Source organism: Streptococcus sp. SR4 (genome assembly GCF_000517725.1).
Lineage (GTDB): Bacteria > Bacillota > Bacilli > Lactobacillales > Streptococcaceae > Streptococcus > Streptococcus salivarius_F.
The window spans coordinates 36,282-53,801 of sequence record NZ_AZYW01000007.1; the positions used below are offsets into that span (position 1 = coordinate 36,282).

Consider the following 17,520-nt stretch of genomic DNA (forward strand, 5'->3'; position numbering starts at 1 on the left):
TTTAGAATACAGCCATACTGATGAAGTTAAGGATAAACAAGATATCCAAAATCCACATAATAAAGTGGACATCCTTAGCTTGACCTTTGACGATTTTGACCAAAGTATAAGTAAGGAAACCAGCTGCGATACCATAGGTAATGCTATATGAGAATCCCATGAAAATAGAAGTGAAAAAGGCAGGAATAGCTTCAGACAAGTCTTCCCAATCCACACTCTTAAGGTTAGAGAGCATCATAACACCTACAATAATAAGGATAGGCGCTGTGGCAGCATTTGGAACGATTGATACCACTGGACTAAAGAAACTAGAAATGGCAAAGAGTACAGCAACCACAAGAGCTGTCAAACCAGTACGTCCACCAGCACCAATACCTGCTGCAGATTCAACGTAAGTTGTAACGTTTGAAGTCCCTGCAATGGCACCAATACTTGTACCAACAAGGTCAGAGTAAAGAGCACGGTCAAGAGCTTTTGATTCGTTGTTATCACCTGTTGAAGCAATGATACCAACCTTCTCACCAGTACCGATCAAGGTACCGATAGTATCGAAGATATCAGTCAATGAAAAGGCAAGAATAGCCATAAAGACACCAGGCAAACGAGAAACGTCTGAAAAGAGTGACCCCAATCCCTTTGATCCAAGCGCTGCACCAAAGACCTGACCAAGGTCTTTAATAGATGATGTCAAGCTAGCTGCGTGCCAGTCAATGCTTCCAAAATCAACAACACCAGCAAAAATAGCAATGATAGTCGTTACAAGGATTGAAAGAAGAACACCACCACGAATACCTTTAACAATAAAGAAAATCGCAATCGCAAGACCAATCAAACCTACAATTACAGTTGGGTTATTGAAAGCAACCAAACCTGGTGTAGCTGACGATGAAGCTGTAATTGACGCCTTGGCCATGTCAGCACCTTTGCCTGCTACAGTGTAGGTATGTGGATTAATTGAGAATTTCAAGAAACCAGCATTTTTAATCCCAACATAGGCAAGGAAAACACCGATACCTGCTGAAATAGCAGATTTGAGAGCTGTTGGAATAGACTCAATAATCATCTTACGTACTTTAGTTACCGTGATGATCAATGAAATAACACCACATAGAAAGACCATTGCTAAGGCCTCTTGCCAAGTGTAACCCAAAGAAAAGACCACTGTGTAGGTGAAGAAGGCATTAAGCCCCATACCAGGCGCTTGAGCGTATGGTAGGTTAGCATAAAATGCCATCATCAATGTCCCTGCAACCGCACCAATAATTGTTGCTAAGAAAACACCTTGTGCAGGCATTCCTGTTTGGGCCAACATCGCTGGGTTAACAAAGAGGATGTAAGACATGGCAAAGAAAGTTGTCAATCCGGCAGTCACTTCTGTGCGGACGTCAGTACCATGTTCTTTCAATTTGAAAAACTTTTCCATGAAAGTTTAGACTCCTTAATAAAAAATATTGTCAAAATCCGAATAATTTCGGAACATTCTCATGTAGAATGCAACATTACTATTCTACATGAAATCATTTGACGGTGCAAGGTTTATTTCCTGAGACTTTTCTTATGAAAAACCGAACGTTCTTAGAAAGCTCTTTCTTAATCACCAACAAAGGACAGATTTTTGCTATAATAGGAACATGACAAAAAAATTGATTGCACTAGATCTTGATGGAACGTTATTACGCCCAGATGGAACTATTTCAGAATTTACACAAAAAACGATTAAAGACGTACAAAACAAAGGACACCAAGTCGTTATTGCTACAGGTCGTCCTTATCGTATGGCTATTGACCATTACAAAACACTAGGGTTAGAAACACCACTCATCACCTTCAACGGCTCTTTGACCAATCTTCCAGACCAAGACTGGGCTTATGAGCATTCGGTTAAATTAGATAAGAAATATCTGATTAGCCTCTTACAACGCCATGATGAATTAGAGATGGATTTTCTGGCTAGTGAATATCGAAAACACTTCTATATCACTATGAATCACCCAGAGCGTATTCAACCACAACTCTTTGGTGTTGATAAAATTATTGAGGCTATGCGTTTAGAACCAACTAAAATCACGCGCAACCCTAACGCTCTCCTTATGCAAACTCGTCATGAGGATAAGTACCAACTTGCCGATGACATCAAGAAGGACTTCAAGGAAGAAATTGAAGTTGATTCTTGGGGTGGCCCGCTTAATATCTTGGAATTTTCGCCTAAAGGCATAAACAAGGCCTACGCCCTAAACTACTTACTTAAGGCCATGCGCAAATCAACGGATGATCTGATTGCTTTTGGAGACGAACACAACGACACAGAGATGTTGGAACTTGCTAAAACTGGTTATGCCATGAAGAATGCTAGCTCTGTCCTTCTCCCCCACGCTAACGAACAAATTGAGTGGACTAATGAAGAGGATGGCGTTGCTCGCAAACTCCAGGAACTCTTTTTATAAATAACAAAAGGCATCAGAGATTTCCGAGCCACTGAAAAAATCATCGCTATAACTCAAATAAAATAATAAAGGGAGGAATCTATCTTATATTTTGGTAGATTCCTCCTTTTTACCAATAACTTTCACAATAGTGGCTTCCTCGTGAATGATGAAATCCTTCTTCGGTATAATTATCCTTCGGAGATGAGCGAAATCATCACCTACTGTATTAAATAGAGAAAGTGTATTAAAAAGTGTATTAAATAGAGAAAGCCATTTACAATTATATTTTGTTCCACCACCATCAACGATTCAAAACTAAGAGAACCTAGCCTTATGCAGTACAGAATTAATCCAGTTTTCTAATGCTTTTTGGCTAACCATCTTGGATCAGTACAATCTTAAACATATAATATTCAAGGTAATGAATAAAAAAGAACTTTCTACAATTGGGTGAACACTTTATCAAAATTTCCTTTATTTTACGACGCAATATCATACCGAGACCAACTAATATCATCAAAGCAACAATAGCTGTAACTAGAAGCTTTAAAAAGATAACGTAATATATTATAAGTATTTTGAATCAGCTCAGCAAAATAAATTACTCAGTTTAAACTTGAAAAAGCGCTCATAAACATAGCTTAGCTCTCATTTAATTGCAATTAGATTATAATTATGTTATATTTTATGTGATTCTTTTAATTTTATTCGTAAAAAGAATATATAACACAATAAAGGACTAAAATATGGATATCTACATTTTAGAGGACAACATAATACAGCAAGGTAGATTGGAACAGGCTCTGGATAAGGCTCTCAGATCCTATGGTGAGACACTAGACTGTGTCCAGACCTTTGAACAATCCAACCAACTTCTGGAATATATAAAGCCAGCCAACCATCAACAACTCTTTTTCTTGGATATTGAGATTAAAGGGAAAGAAAAAGAAGGACTCCATTTGGGACAAACCATCCGAAACAAACTACCAGATGCTCATATTGTCTTTGTAACCTCCCACTCAGAGTTTATGCCCTTAACTTTTAGTTACCAACTCTTTGCCCTAGACTATATCGACAAAAATCTAGATGAAGATTCTTTTCAATCAAAGGTCGCGATAGCCCTATCCTATGTCGCTAAGCAAAGTATAAAAAAAGAGGAAAAGTTCTCTTTTCATTCTGGAACCGACCATATCGATCTCTCCTATGACCGTTTGCTTTATATTGAAACATCTGCTAAAAGGCACTATGTTATCTTACACGGTTCCCATAGCATTTTTGAGTTTCGAGCCAATATCTCAGACTTAGCTAATGCCAATCCTAAGCTCTTCCGCTGTCATCGCTCCTACCTAATCAACCCTGACAAGTTGGTACGTCTCAATAAGACCAAACGCGAAATCGAAATGTCAGACGGCACTAACTGTCTGGTATCTCGTAGACATATCAAGGCAGTCTTAGCCTTTATGTATGAGGATAAGAAGATATGATGTTAAAACTAGTTTTTTTGTTTCTTATAAATTTTAGCATAGGGATAGAACTAGCACTCTTCCTATATCTCATTGATCGAAAAGTGTCAGTTAGGCAATTTCTGTTTTTGCTACTTCTTAAACCACTATTTAATTTTATTTGTAATCTGACGAGATGGGGTATTCTACCTTACTTTAGTGAAGAAATATTTTATTTTTCCCTTTCTTTTTTACTATTAAGAAAGTCTACCCTTTCGTCTGAAATAAAGTTATTTTATAGCATATTCTTTTTGACAATAACTAATCTCAGCTTAAGAATGATAGCTTTCTTTTTATACCCACTATTTAATATTGGTAATGACTTTTTTAAAAGAGATATCGTTTTTTCTAATATGTCAATGATTATTCCTACATTGCTGTCTTTTCTTTTAATTGGATTCTTCAAACAAAGTTTCAAATTTTTAAAAAACCAGCGGCCTAATACCAAATCCCAAAGAACTATTAAAACTACGAATTTCTTATTGATAATTTATTTTATCATTCAGCACTCCCTAGTCTACGTTGAGGAATTTACCCATTCATCTACACTAGACCTACGCAAATTTATTGTCATTATCTATACCATTTTGTTCTTCTTAATGCTCATCTTTCTTGACCGAACTACTAGAGATATAATGCAAGAAGAACTAAATCTACAAAACAATATCAGGCTAAAAAATCTCGATACCTACAATCATAAAATTGAAGAGCTTTATCAAACCGTCCGTGGTTTTCGTCATAATTATAGAAACCTACTTACCACTCTGAAACTAGGCATTGATCAGGAAGACATGACAATAGTCAAGGATATCTACACTTCGATTTTGGAAACATCTGATAAAAGACTAGAAACCAAGCAATTTGACTTGACACAACTAATCAATATCCAAGATAATACTCTAAAAAGCCTCCTATCTGCCAAATTTCTCCAAGCAGATGACCAAAATATTGATATCTCCCTAGAAATTCCAAGTCCTATCACGTTAGAGGGAATGACTATTCTGGACTTTATCACTGTTATCTCTATACTGATAGACAATGCCATGGAAGCTACTGTAAAAGCTAAAAAAACTAAGATAATGATTGCTTATATTAAACAGGATAAATATCAACGCTTCATTATCAAAAATAGTACCAAAGAAGAGAGTATCTCTATTACCAAAATCTTTCAAAAAGGTTTCTCAAGCAAAGGAACTGACCGTGGTATTGGTCTAGCTAGTATAAGAGAGATACTAGAGTATTATCCCAACGTTTCTCTTAATACTAGAAGTGTGGCATATGAGTTTACTCAGGACCTAATTATAAGACAAAAAACTTGATCTAGCGTCAAGTTTTTTGTCTTATAAATCTTTCAACGGATACTTATTCATGTTTTCTTGTCAATCCTTGAGTTTTTACTTCTTGGTTTAATTTAGTTGATTAAGCACCTTATCTTTGACATAATCAAAGTAAGTCTTTTTAGCAATGACGCTCGTAACGTGTCCTTGCAAACCATACTTGATGTTTTGAGCCTCCTTAGTCGTTAACTTTGCTTTAGCTGTGATACGAAAAACATTTCCCTTTTCGGTTTCAGTCGCAAAACCGTCAATGCTTTCTATACTTCCTTTAATTGTTACACCATGATTGCCAACCTTATCGAGGAATAGTCGAACCACTTGCCCTTTCTTGAGATTAGAAACATATTCTGAGCTGACATAGTAACTGATCAACACCTCCCTAGTATCCAAAATATTAGGATAAAGTTGGGCTAATTCTGTCCCTGTGGCAACTACTGTAGATTGTTTAGCCGGTTGAACAATATGGAGGATGCCATCTTCTGGTGCTTGGATTTGCGTACTTGACAATTGAAAGCCTGCTTGATTCACTTTACCTTCTAAATCAATAATCTGTGATTGTAAAGTGGATAGTTGTTGGACGACTTCTTGCAAAAATTGATTTTTTAAGGCCAGTTTTTTAGAAGATATACTAGTATCATCTGTAACAAATCCTCCATCATTATTCTGAACCGATGTTTCTAGTTCGTCCAACTGACTAACATAGGTACTAAACGTACTTTGGTAGCCAAATTCATCATCATCTTCTTGAAAAAGGTTAGAACCTTGTTCAAGACTACTCTTTAAAATTTTCAACTGTGTCTCCTGTCGCTTTAGTAAATCCAGTTTCTGTTGAAGGTTGTCTTTCTGTGAAATCTCAGTTGTCTCCGTGTACTGAATCAAAGTCTCACCTTTTTTGACCACTTTATTGGATGTCAAATAATTAGCCATAATAGGATTATCACTGGTTGACTGAATCAGCGCAATAATACGTGTTGCTTCTACCGTACCTATGGCTTGAACAACAATCTCTTTTTTAGCCCAAAAGGAAAAGGATACCAGAAAAACCACGAATAAGACTAAAGGAAAAACAAGAAGCGTCGTAAAATTATGATACCGCCTGTGGTAAAATTCTGTGCTTTTAAATAAATTCGGATTCATACTGTTTTTCCTCCCGATTAACTTTGAAAGAGACGCTGGTAAAAGCCTGCTTGAGACAACAATTCCTCATGAGAACCACTCTCAACTATGCGACCTTGATCCATAACAAAAATACGATGTGTTCGCTGAGCGATACTCAAACGATGGGCTATAAAAATTATCGTCTTATCTGTTAGTTGCAATAAGTTATCAACGACTTTTTTCTCTGTTAATACATCCAATCCACTCGTCGCTTCATCTAAGATAAGCACTCGAGATTTCGTTAGGAGGGCACGAGCCAAAGCAATCCTCTGCTTTTGTCCTCCTGAAAGACCCGCTCCATCTGAAAGTTCTGTTTGAAATCCCATGGGCATTTGTTCAATATCTTGACGTATCTCTGCTATATCGCAAGCTTTTAAAATATCCTCCTGCACCACGCTAGGATCAGCTCCCAAAGTTAGGTTGTCTAATAGACTACCACTAAAAACATAAGACTGTTGGGGAAGATAGTTGATAAACTGACGTAAGGATCTCTTATCCAACTGATCGATATTTTGACCATTTAAACTAATCGTACCTTTGTAAGGCTTATAAAAGTTTACTAAGAGCTTGGCTATGGTTGTCTTACCAGACCCACTAACACCCACAAAACTAACTTTTTCTCCTTGTTTGATAGTTAGATTGATATCTGATAAAGCATCTCGACCAAAACCATATTTATAAGATAGGTCAGAGACAGTGATATCACCTTTAAGTAGCTGTTCTTGATATGGATTTTCTTGGAACGTTTGAAACTCTGAATCCACTAGATATACCTCGTTTAAACGGGCATTGGCCACCTTTGCAGACTGAAGTTTGGTTTGGAGATTGATGATATTTTCTAATGGTGTTGTGAAATAGGACAAGAGCATGTTAAACGTAATCAACTGACCAACTGATATCGTATTTGCCATAACGAGCTGAGCTCCTGTCCATAGAATGAGCACATTTAAAATCAATTGTGCCCCTTGTTTTATAGAGGTCTGTAAGATAGATAATCTGGACAACTTAAAGGAGTTATCCAAATAACCTACAAAGTCACTATCAATCTTTTGATAACGGACCTCTTCACTAGTTAGAGATTTAATGGTCTCAATCCCATTGATATCCTCAATTATCGCTGAGCTCACCATAGCATTGCTTTGCATAACATCATGGTTCATCTTTTCAAAGGGCTTCATAAAGGTATAGACAATAATCAAATAAATCGGTATGGAGTACAAGACTAACCAAAATAGATTCCTATTTTGGAGAAGAAGGACACCACCCACAATCATCAAAATTGAAACATCTAAGAAAACAGATAAGATGGTCGATGCTAACGCATCAATAATCGAATTGGCATCACTAAAACGTGAAGTTACCTCTCCCGTCTGTCGCGTCGCAAAAAAGGACATGGGAAGTTCAAAAATATGCCGAATATAGGATAAGACCACATCAATAGTTAGACGTTGACTCAGCACAGTCAGTAAGTACTCCCTGGCAAAATTCATCATTTGTTGCAAAATGTAGGTCACAACCAAACCAATTGAAATAATTCCCAAAGTTGACTGCATCTGATTCGGGATATACTCATCCAAAATTACCTGCAAGTAATAAGAACCTAATATATTGATCAAAGTAACTAAAAAACTAGCTAAGACAATATTGGTGATAAGAGATCTTTGCTTGAAAATAAGTGGAACAAGAGCTAATAAACCATTTTTCTTATCCTTGTATGGTTTATAGCTGGGTTCTGGTGCAAAAAATAAGGCGACACCTGTCCACTCCTTTTCAAACCCCTTTTTGGACATCCTAGTTATTCTGACGCTAGGGTCCGGATCTCCAATAATGAGATGATTTTTCTTATTTTTATAGACCACATAATAATGTTGTAGTCTACCATCTTTTGCGACATGAACGATAAAAGGATAGGATATATCTTTAATCTCAAAGAGAGACATATCCGCTTGAATAGCCCTTGTTTCAAACTCCATTTTTTTAGCCGCCTGAACTAAACCAAGGGCTGTTGTGCCCTCCTTGGTTGTTTTGGTTAATTCTCTCAAATGAGCCAAGGAGTAGTCTGATCCATAATACCTAGAGATAGAAGCAAGAGCTGCCACACCACAATCCATCATATCAACCTGAGGCACAAAAGTTTTACGAAAACGTAACATTACATCTCCTTTCCTATATTTCTTTCACACTCCTCAGTATAACAGCCCTCATAATTAATAGTTGATCCTGTCACAAATGGTCCAAATATGGCACGAATGGTGAAAAATCAGACTATAATTATAAAAGACCAACTAAATCTACCTTAATAGGTTAAATTCAGTTGATCTTTTTTGTAATTTTCATTACTAATCATCACAAACATATAAATTATCAAAAAGACAAGTCAATTGATGATAATCCTCTTGATAAATTAATTTTACGTTTTGATTCATCTTGTAATGTCGTAAGAGTATTACTCAACTCACTCCTGACCTCAGTGATATTCCTTTAAAAAGATTAATAACTGCTAGAATTTGAATACATCTCCGTTCTTTTGCAGTTGTTTATCAATTTAGAAGTAAGATTATAGATATTATTTATGATATTCGCAATTGGGCTGTTATTGCTCTTTTTCAACTAGATTACTTTCTATCAAGGGGCAATGTAAAATCCACTCCAACCATGAACTGCAATATCATAAACCGCTTGAGAAGGAGACTTTGTTACAATATAATCCCAACGTCCATCTGGATAACGGCAAGAATATCCGTTTGCACCAGACCAAACATAGCGACATATACCTCTTCCACCTCCAACAGTAGAGAGAGCTTCGGAATCAAGTGAGTTGAAATTGTTCAGTGTTTGTGCTGCCATAAGCGACAACCTCCTTTAAATAGTTTTTTGTGATATCATTATCACATGTCTAGTATAACAAGTTCAATCCCAAAAAGATCTTTCTGTCACAAATGGTCCATTTATGGCACGAACAGACAAAAGAAGGCCATTTGCCATTGACCAATCTGTTATAAAATGATTATTTAAGCGTATCACATGATACACTCAAATAATCATTTTATAGGTCGCTACATGTTATAGCAGTAGGTCTTTGAACCATTAAAGTTTCACCCTATTTTTTCTGTTTTTGAAATGGTCTCCCAAAGGTCCAACCATCCAGCGGAGCCGACACTAGTGGATTAGCAGAAACTAAGATACAGTGTCTTGCTTAGTAAAATCGATTATCATTTTAATGACTTCTCCTTATTATTATATGTCTTACTACCTATAATCCAAAAAGCTACTGCTGAGCTTACAAGACCCAAAATAATTATAACAGTATCATCTGAAGTGCCCAATGTAGGTAGAGATGCCTCAGATTTCTGAACAAACTTAGAAGTCTGAGTAGAAACGGAAACCGATGACAAAGCTTCAGATTGGTGTAATTGCCCTACTTTTTTATTTTCTTCCTCTGTTACATATGGCTGTATAGCAATTGATGTTTGTTCCGTAGGAGCATTACTACTTGTCATAAAGTGTTGGCTTGATTGCGAAAGATAGTCATAAACTTCCTTAGCTGAACCTCCACCAACCCAACCTGAAAGAACTTTTCCATTCTCTAGGTACAGAAGAGTTGGTGTCCCTGGAATACCAATCTCACCGAAAATATAGCTCCTGTCAAAATCTGGTTGGTCGGTGTCATAGTATTCTAAACGCCCCTCTAACAATTGATTCAACACTTTTAATTCAGGTGAGAACTGACGGCAGTAATAACATGTTTCACGGCCAAAATAAATAGTATGTTTCTGGTTATCCTCTGTAAAAGAATGATGTACATCTTCTATTGTTATTTTCGGCAACTCAGTTACATTGTGCTTATATTCGTCAACAGTAACTGTCGGTATCTTATCCGCAGTCTCCTCCTCAGACTCTCCTAAGGAAGGTAATGCTACTCCAATAGGAGAGTCTGGATCAGAAACACTAGTATCAACTTGTTGTTTTGGTTCCTCCTGACTAGTCGTTGCTATACCTACATCTTTCTCCGATGAGGTGGCAATCTGATTAGTCATTGTCGTATCTACGACTTCAACCGGTGAAGTCGAATTATACTCAGTATCTATTAGCTCATCAGCCAATGTCACACTAGCCAATAAACTAGTGAGTAATAGCGAACTGGTCAATAATGTTTTTAGTCTTTTTTGTGCCATAATAACTCCTTATTTCTGATAGTTTTATTATAATAACCAAATAAACTTGATTTTCTTCCTGGCACAAATGACCAGAATATGGCACAAATGGCTCCCTCCTCAACAACTTAGTTTACTAATTCTGATTATACAAATATGTAAAAACATGACCAGTCGTCACGTTTTTTGTATAACATACTTCATTTTAACAGTCTCACCTTTGCTCTACTTGTCTTAGTCGTTTTAATTGGTGAGAACATTGTTTACCTAATAATATTTCAATGACTTTTAACGTATTTTCTCACCTTATGGGTAGTCATTACATCACTAAACAGTAATAAAACCATAAAATCAAATAGGTGGGATGGTTTGTAATATCCTATATGGTTACTATCTTGAAGATGATAACACAAAAGGTAGATTTTTTCTGTCTAACTTCTGGGGTGCAGTTCACTAGCCACACCAAGATCATATCTGTATTTAAGTTCCTCATTTTCCCTATCTTAAAGCAATGTTTGTCCTTTTCTTTAAATTCTGGAATCTCTTCTGAAAGTGGTATTCATTACTATTAAGGGTAATAGAATAGGTTTTTGACTTAGCCCCTTCTGTATAATACCCCACTTTTTAAAGGACAGATTTTACAATACTTGATATCAAAATAATAGATTTCCTTAGAATTATATCTCACCATTATTCTTCCTGTCCTGACTTTCTTTAGCTCCATATGTCCTTCTGGATAAGCAAAGAGATCTACATCCTTGTTATAAAAAATTCTTCTTTGATATCTTATGAGCATTGGTAAATTGTTTTATGCAAGGCTTTTGAACGTTCACGAAAAACCTCTTGGAGTTTCTTATGATTGTAGTGAGCTTTAGTATAGGTCGTATCCGCAATGAGAATTTTACTTTTAATCAAGCCATGTTCCAGAGCAATTTATATAGATTTAACGATGAGTAAATCGAGTAACCGTTCATCTTTGATTCTAAGTTTACGAAATTTAGTCAATGAAGAAGGTTCAATAACGCTATCCTCTGGAGACAGAGCAAGGAAGTATTTAAAAGCCATATCAGAAAAGGACTGCTCTAGCACCTCCACATCGGATAACTTATAGATGTCTTTTAATAAGAGATATTTGAACATCATAATCGGCGAATAAGCTTTACGTCCAAGCCAGGACGATAATTTTTTTCTAACTCATCGTAAATAAAGGTAAAATCACAGAGTTCCGTTAGCTGACGTAAAAAATGATTTTTTGGAACAACAATATCATCTAGACTGGACTAAAGTTAACTGGTTATCAAGCATACAATCCCTTAAGTTTTGTATAACAAAAAAGTCATCGATTGATGACTTTTTCAGTGCGATTAGATTTCCGGTATTTTTTCTTATGATTAAGGTAAAATAGCCACTGCACGCACTGGGGAACCTGTCGCTTTGTCCCAGTGAGGAAATGCAATTGAAATCAAAGCACCAACAGCTGGAACTTGATCCAATTGATTCAAGACTTCCACCTGATAAATGTTTTGTTCCAAGAGGTAGTATTCGTTAACCAAGCCATGTTCTGCTGCTGGAATACCAGCATCTGTATCAAAAGTCTCATGACCGACAGCCTTAACATGGCGTTCATGAATCAAGAATTCTAGAGCTTCGCGGCTCCAACCTGGACTTTGCTGAACCCCATTTTCATCAAGGTTGCGCATAGCATCTTGATCTGGCCAACGCTTCGACCAATCACTACGAAAAGCGACAAAGGCCCCTTCAGTAATTTTTCCATGCTCTGCTTCAAAGTCTAAGATATCTTGTTTGCTCAAGATAAAGTTTGGATTCGCAGCAACTTCTTTAGACTTGTTGATAACATAGAGTGGTAAAAGAAGATCTTCGAGGGCAATCTCATCCAACCAACGACCACCTTCTACAAAGTGAATCGGTGCATCAATATGCGTTCCGTATTGACCAACCACTGTAAATTTTTGAACATGGAAACCATCTTTTAATGTGAAAAGATCTTCTTGTTTCAAAGCAGGAAGGGCTGGGAAATGTGGACTTTCCGCATTAATTTTGTGGGTCAAGTCAACCCATTTCTTAGATTGCAATTCATTATAAATACTTAGTAAATCTGACATAAGGAGGCCCTCTTTTCTTATAGATTTAACCTTAAATAGTTAATTGAAGAAATTATAGCAGCCAACACCAGCTATTACAAGCTTTTATCTCATTTTTTCTTAATCCTATTTCCTCTAGTTAGATATAGCTTAAAACTATATTTAACACTTATTGTCTGAAAAAAAAGTATATTTGCAATAATTTGATGTTTTTTTTCAATTATATGACACTTTTGTTACGAAAACCATTGACAAATTCATGGTAACGTCCTATAATTAGAGTGTTCTAATTTTCGAGGGACTAAAAAAATATTGTTGTCATTTCATACTGATCGATGCTAATACCAATAATCATTTTTCTATTCCTAAGAAACAATATATAAAAGGAGGAAGAACACTAATGGGTATCGGTATTATTATTGCTAGCCATGGTAAATTCGCTGAAGGTATTCACCAATCAGGTTCTATGATTTTTGGTGAACAAGAGAAAGTTCAAGTGGTTACTTTCATGCCAAATGAAGGTCCTGACGACTTGTACGCTCACTTCAAAGATGCCATTGCTCAATTTGACGCTGACGACGAAATTCTAGTCCTTGCAGACCTTTGGTCTGGATCACCATTTAACCAGGCAAGCCGAATTAAGGAAGAAAATCCTGATCGCAAGATGGTTATCGTGACAGGACTCAACTTACCAATGCTTATCCAAGCATATACGGAACGTATGGTAGCTCCTGATGCTGGGGTTGAAGAGATTGTCGCTAACATTTATAAGGAAACAAAAGAAGGCGTTAAAGTCCTTCCAGAAGGCCTTATTCCTGAAGAAGACACTAAACCAGCAGACGCTAAACCTTCTATTCCTAAGGGTACCATTCCTGAAGGAACAGTACTTGGTGATGGAAAAATCAAATACGTTTTGGCTCGTGTTGACACACGTCTCCTCCACGGTCAGGTTGCGACTGGTTGGACTCACTCAACTCACCCAGACCGTATCATCGTTGTTTCAGACACTGTTTGTCATGATAAACTTCGTACAAACATGATTAAACAAGCCGCTCCATCTGGTGTTCAAGTTCACGTTATCCCAATTAAAAACATGGTTAAAGCAAACAATGACCCACGTTTTGGTGATACACGTGCTATGCTTCTCTTTGAATCTGTTGAAGATGCTCTTGCTGCTGTTAAAGCAGGTGTTGATATTAAAGAAATCAACCTTGGTTCTTCAGCTTATAAAGAAGGAAAAGTCAACGTTACTAAAGCTCTTTCATTTGACCAAACAGATGTGGATGCTATCAAAGAGTTGCAATCATTGGGTGTCAAATTTGACGTTCGTGGGGTACCAAGTGATAGCCCAGCAAACGTTGATGCCTTGATTAAGTCAGCTGAAACTAAATTAGCAGAGAAGAAATAATTTTGGAGGATGCATAAATGAGTTTAGTACAAATTATTTTAGTCGTAATTGTTGCTTTCATCATCGGTTGTAGCTCAGTTAACGACCAAATCGAAACATACCAACCAGTTGTGGCTTGTTCCCTTATCGGTCTTGTTACTGGTCATCTAGAACTCGGCGTAATGTTGGGTGGTAGCTTACAGTTGATCACTATGGGATGGGCTAACGTTGGTGCTGCCATGGCACCAGATGCCTCACTTGCCGCTGTAGCTTCTACAATCATCCTTATTTTGGGTGGTCAAGGAACTAAAGGGATTGGTCCTGCCATCGCCCTTGCGGTGCCTTTGGCTGTTGCCGGTCTTGCCTTGACAATGGTTGTCCGTACAGCAACTGTCTTCATCGCTCATATTATGGATAGCCGTGCAGAAGCTGCTGATATCGCTAGTGTTGAAAGATGGCACTTTATCGGTATGGCCCTCCAAGGTCTCCGTGTTGCTATCCCTGCCCTCCTCTTGCTCTTGATTCCTGCACACCTCGTACAATCTGGTCTTGAAGCTATGCCTGAATGGTTAAAATCAGGTATGACAATCGGTGGTGGTATGGTTGTAGCCGTTGGTTATGCCATGGTTATCAACATGATGTCTAGTCGCGAAGTTTGGCCATTCTTCTTCCTAGGTCAATTCTTTGGCTGCCCTCAAAGAATTGACCTTGATTAGCTTGGGTATCATCGGTCTCTGCCTTGCCGTTATGTACCTTGCACTTGAAGCTAGTGGTTCATTGGGTTCTTCAAACGATGGAGGATCAGGTGATCCCCTCGGTGAAATTCTGGAAGACTTTTAATTAGGAGGAAAGAAAATGGCTGATTCAAAAATTAAATTAACAAAAGCAGATCGTTTCAAAGCTTTCTTGCGCTCATACTTCCTTTTAGCTTCATTCAACTATGAACGTATGCAAAATGGTGGTGTGGCTTACACCCTTATTCCTGCAATCAAAAAACTTTATCAAACTAAAGAAGAACGTGCTGCTGCGCTTAAGCGTCACTTGGAATTCTTCAATACACAACCATTTATGGCCAACCCAATCTTTGGGGTTACCCTTGCCTTGGAAGAAGAACGTGCCAACGGTGCTGAGATTGATGATGCTGCTATCTCAGGGGTTAAGGTCGGTATGATGGGACCTCTTGCAGGTGCCGGTGACCCTCTCTTCTGGTTTACCCTTCGTCCAATCTTCCTTTCATTAGGAGCAGGTTTGGCTGTTTCAGGTAACGTCCTAGGCCCAATCGTCTTCTTCGTTCTCTGGAACGTCATGGTAGCTGCCGTTAAATGGTATACTCAAGAATTCGGTTACCGTGCTGGTACTGCGATCACAGACGACGTATCTGGTAACCTTCTTCAACAAGTAACTCGTGGCGCATCAATGATGGGGATGTTCGTTATCGGTTCTCTTATCCAACGTTGGGTAAGTATCACCTTCACACCAGTTGTCTCTACTGTTAAACAACAAGAAGGTGCTTATATCGATTGGGATAAACTTCCAAAAGGTATTGCCGGTGTTAAAGAAGCCTTCCATCAACAAGCTGCCGGTCGCTCTCTTGACGTTAACAAAGTGACAACCTTGCAAGATAACTTGGACCAATTGATTCCTGGTCTTGCTGCCCTTGGTTTGACTTTCCTCTGCATGTACCTTCTTAAGAGAAAAGTTTCTCCAATTGTTATCATCTTGGGTATCTTTGTTCTAGCTATTGTACTCCACATTATTGGTCTACTCTAATCGGAGCAAGGTATGGTTAAATCGCTCAATACCGAAATGGCTCACACATCTAAGGGAACTTGGTTCCGTGAAGGGCCTATTTACGGAAATATCATGGTCGGTGATAAGGCCTTCGAATTTTACAATGATACGAAGTTACAAGACTACGTTCAAATTCCTTGGGATGAAATCACTTATGTGATTGCCGATGTCTACTTCGGTGGTAAGTTCATCCCACGTTTTGAAATCCGTACTAAGCAAAATGGACGTTTCCGTTTTGCCAGTCGAAAAAGCCGAATAACTTTGAAAGAAATTCAAAAAAGAATTCCTCGAGAAAGTTTAAGAAAAGCACCTAGCTTCATCGTTGTTCTCAAACAAGGCTTTAAGAATCTTTTCCGACTCATTGTCAAGAAGAAATAATCTCCGAGTATTATAAAAAGATTGTCCAATCTAATGGTTGGGCAATCTTTTTATAATGTTTTGCTCATTTTTGAAAGAAATTGACTTCTTTTGAAATTTTTTCTCACTAGCTATTGACATCTGCGTGAAAGCGTTTTAGAATATAATTGTTCTTGATTTCTTATGTTTAAAAAGATTGAGAGACGCTTTTTTTAGCGTCTTGATAAAAATCGGAGATAGTCTTTTTAAGCCTAGGAAAAAATAATTTATAAGGAGGAGAACACGAATGGGTATCGGTATTATTATTGCCAGCCATGGTAAGTTCGCTGAAGGGATCCACCAATCAGGCTCTATGATTTTTGGAGACCAAGAGAAAGTTCAAGTCGTAACTTTCATGCCAAGTGAAGGTCCTGATGATTTGTACGCTCACTTCAACGACGCCATTGCACAATTCGATGCTGATGATGAAATTCTTGTTTTGGCTGACCTTTGGTCTGGTTCACCATTTAACCAAGCTAGCCGAATTGCTGGAGAAAATCCAGATCGCAAGATTGCTATCATCACAGGACTTAACTTGCCAATGCTAATCCAAGCATACACTGAACGTATGATGGATGCTAACGCTACTGCAGAGCAAGTTGCTGCTAATATCATCAAGGAAGCTAAGGGTGGTATCAAGGCGCTTCCAGAGGAGCTTAATCCAGCTGAGGAAACAACAGCAGCTCCTGTAGAAGCCGCTGCACCTCAAGGAGCTATCCCAGAAGGGACAGTTATCGGAGATGGTAAACTCAAGATTAACTTGGCACGTTTGGACACACGTCTCTTGCATGGTCAAGTAGCCACTAACTGGACACCTGCTTCTAAAGCAGACCGTATCATTGTTGCTTCAGACGATGTTGCTAAAGATGAGCTTCGTAAAGAATTGATCAAACAAGCAGCACCAAATGGGGTTAAAGCAAACGTTGTTCCAATTCAAAAATTGATTGATGCTTCTAAGGACCCACGTTTTGGTAACACACATGCGCTTATCTTGTTCGAAACTGTTCAAGACGCACTTCGTGCTATCGAAGGTGGCGTGCCAATCAAAGAACTTAACGTTGGTTCTATGGCTCACTCAACTGGTAAAACAATGGTTAACAACGTTTTGTCTATGGATAAAGACGATGTTGCTTGTTTTGAAAAATTACGTGACCTTGGCGTTGAGTTTGACGTGCGTAAGGTTCCAAACGATTCTAAGAAAGACTTGTTTGACCTTATCAAGAAAGCTAACGTTCAATAATCTTCATTCGGATAAATTAGTTGATCA

General features: G+C 37.8%; 13 protein-coding genes and 2 pseudogenes. 8 read left to right on the top strand and 7 right to left on the bottom strand.

Annotated elements, in window-relative coordinates; translation table 11 throughout:
* Window position 1: 1 nt before the first annotated feature.
* Entirely contained in the window at window positions 2–1,423 is a 1,422-nt protein-coding gene (locus HMPREF1519_RS00620) for an NCS2 family permease (RefSeq protein WP_022496346.1), read from the bottom strand.
* 208 nt (window positions 1,424–1,631) lie between these two features.
* On the opposite strand from HMPREF1519_RS00620, the gene HMPREF1519_RS00625 reads away from it, so the two are divergent.
* From HMPREF1519_RS00625 to HMPREF1519_RS00635, 3 genes are all read left to right on the top strand, one after another.
* Window positions 1,632–2,444, top strand: coding sequence for a Cof-type HAD-IIB family hydrolase (locus HMPREF1519_RS00625; RefSeq protein ID WP_014633589.1), 813 nt, complete (start codon window positions 1,632–1,634; stop codon window positions 2,442–2,444).
* A 728-nt stretch (window positions 2,445–3,172) separates the two neighbouring features.
* Complete coding sequence (locus HMPREF1519_RS00630; RefSeq protein WP_002883766.1) at window positions 3,173–3,910, top strand: LytR/AlgR family response regulator transcription factor; 738 nt, start codon at window positions 3,173–3,175, stop codon at window positions 3,908–3,910.
* Window positions 3,910–5,247: a sensor histidine kinase gene (locus tag HMPREF1519_RS00635; protein ID WP_197016862.1), complete on the top strand. Its 1,338-nt coding sequence runs from the start codon at window positions 3,910–3,912 to the stop codon at window positions 5,245–5,247. The genes HMPREF1519_RS00630 and HMPREF1519_RS00635 overlap by 1 nt, the downstream gene beginning before the upstream one ends.
* Window positions 5,248–5,334: 87 nt before the next feature.
* Here the strand turns inward: HMPREF1519_RS00635 and HMPREF1519_RS00640 are convergent, their stop codons facing one another.
* From HMPREF1519_RS00640 to HMPREF1519_RS00665, 6 genes and pseudogenes are all read right to left on the bottom strand, one after another.
* Window positions 5,335–6,402, bottom strand: a complete 1,068-nt coding sequence (locus HMPREF1519_RS00640; RefSeq protein ID WP_037610607.1) for an HlyD family efflux transporter periplasmic adaptor subunit — start codon at window positions 6,400–6,402, stop codon at window positions 5,335–5,337.
* A 17-nt stretch (window positions 6,403–6,419) separates the two neighbouring features.
* On the bottom strand, window positions 6,420–8,576 hold the full coding sequence (locus HMPREF1519_RS00645; protein WP_037610609.1) for a peptide cleavage/export ABC transporter: 2,157 nt from the start codon (window positions 8,574–8,576) through the stop codon (window positions 6,420–6,422).
* A 472-nt stretch (window positions 8,577–9,048) separates the two neighbouring features.
* Window positions 9,049–9,270, bottom strand: a complete 222-nt coding sequence (locus HMPREF1519_RS00650) for a garvicin Q family class II bacteriocin (protein WP_022495973.1) — start codon at window positions 9,268–9,270, stop codon at window positions 9,049–9,051.
* A gap of 365 nt (window positions 9,271–9,635) precedes the next feature.
* Entirely contained in the window at window positions 9,636–10,598 is a 963-nt protein-coding gene (locus HMPREF1519_RS00655) for a thioredoxin family protein (protein WP_002883806.1), read from the bottom strand.
* Window positions 10,599–11,372: 774 nt separating this feature from the next.
* Window positions 11,373–11,779, bottom strand: a pseudogene (locus HMPREF1519_RS10795) (transposase); the annotation flags it as partial.
* 189 nt (window positions 11,780–11,968) lie between these two features.
* Window positions 11,969–12,700: a cyclase family protein gene (locus HMPREF1519_RS00665; RefSeq protein ID WP_002883746.1), complete on the bottom strand. Its 732-nt coding sequence runs from the start codon at window positions 12,698–12,700 to the stop codon at window positions 11,969–11,971.
* A 379-nt stretch (window positions 12,701–13,079) separates the two neighbouring features.
* Between HMPREF1519_RS00665 and HMPREF1519_RS00670 the strand changes: the two genes are divergently transcribed.
* The 5 genes and pseudogenes from HMPREF1519_RS00670 (at window position 13,080) to HMPREF1519_RS00690 (ending at window position 17,493) form a co-directional block, all read left to right on the top strand.
* On the top strand, window positions 13,080–14,087 hold the full coding sequence (locus HMPREF1519_RS00670; RefSeq protein ID WP_022495829.1) for a PTS sugar transporter subunit IIB: 1,008 nt from the start codon (window positions 13,080–13,082) through the stop codon (window positions 14,085–14,087).
* 17 nt (window positions 14,088–14,104) lie between these two features.
* Window positions 14,105–14,906 (top strand): annotated as a pseudogene (locus tag HMPREF1519_RS00675) (PTS mannose/fructose/sorbose transporter subunit IIC).
* A gap of 15 nt (window positions 14,907–14,921) precedes the next feature.
* The gene (locus HMPREF1519_RS00680) at window positions 14,922–15,836 is read left to right on the top strand and encodes a PTS system mannose/fructose/sorbose family transporter subunit IID (RefSeq protein ID WP_022495830.1); all 915 of its coding nucleotides are present in this window, start codon (window positions 14,922–14,924) and stop codon (window positions 15,834–15,836) included.
* Window positions 15,837–15,848: 12 nt separating this feature from the next.
* Window positions 15,849–16,235, top strand: coding sequence for a DUF956 family protein (locus tag HMPREF1519_RS00685; RefSeq protein WP_021145046.1), 387 nt, complete (start codon window positions 15,849–15,851; stop codon window positions 16,233–16,235).
* A gap of 265 nt (window positions 16,236–16,500) precedes the next feature.
* The gene (locus HMPREF1519_RS00690) at window positions 16,501–17,493 is read left to right on the top strand and encodes a PTS sugar transporter subunit IIB (RefSeq protein ID WP_002883770.1); all 993 of its coding nucleotides are present in this window, start codon (window positions 16,501–16,503) and stop codon (window positions 17,491–17,493) included.
* Window positions 17,494–17,520: the final 27 nt, after the last annotated feature.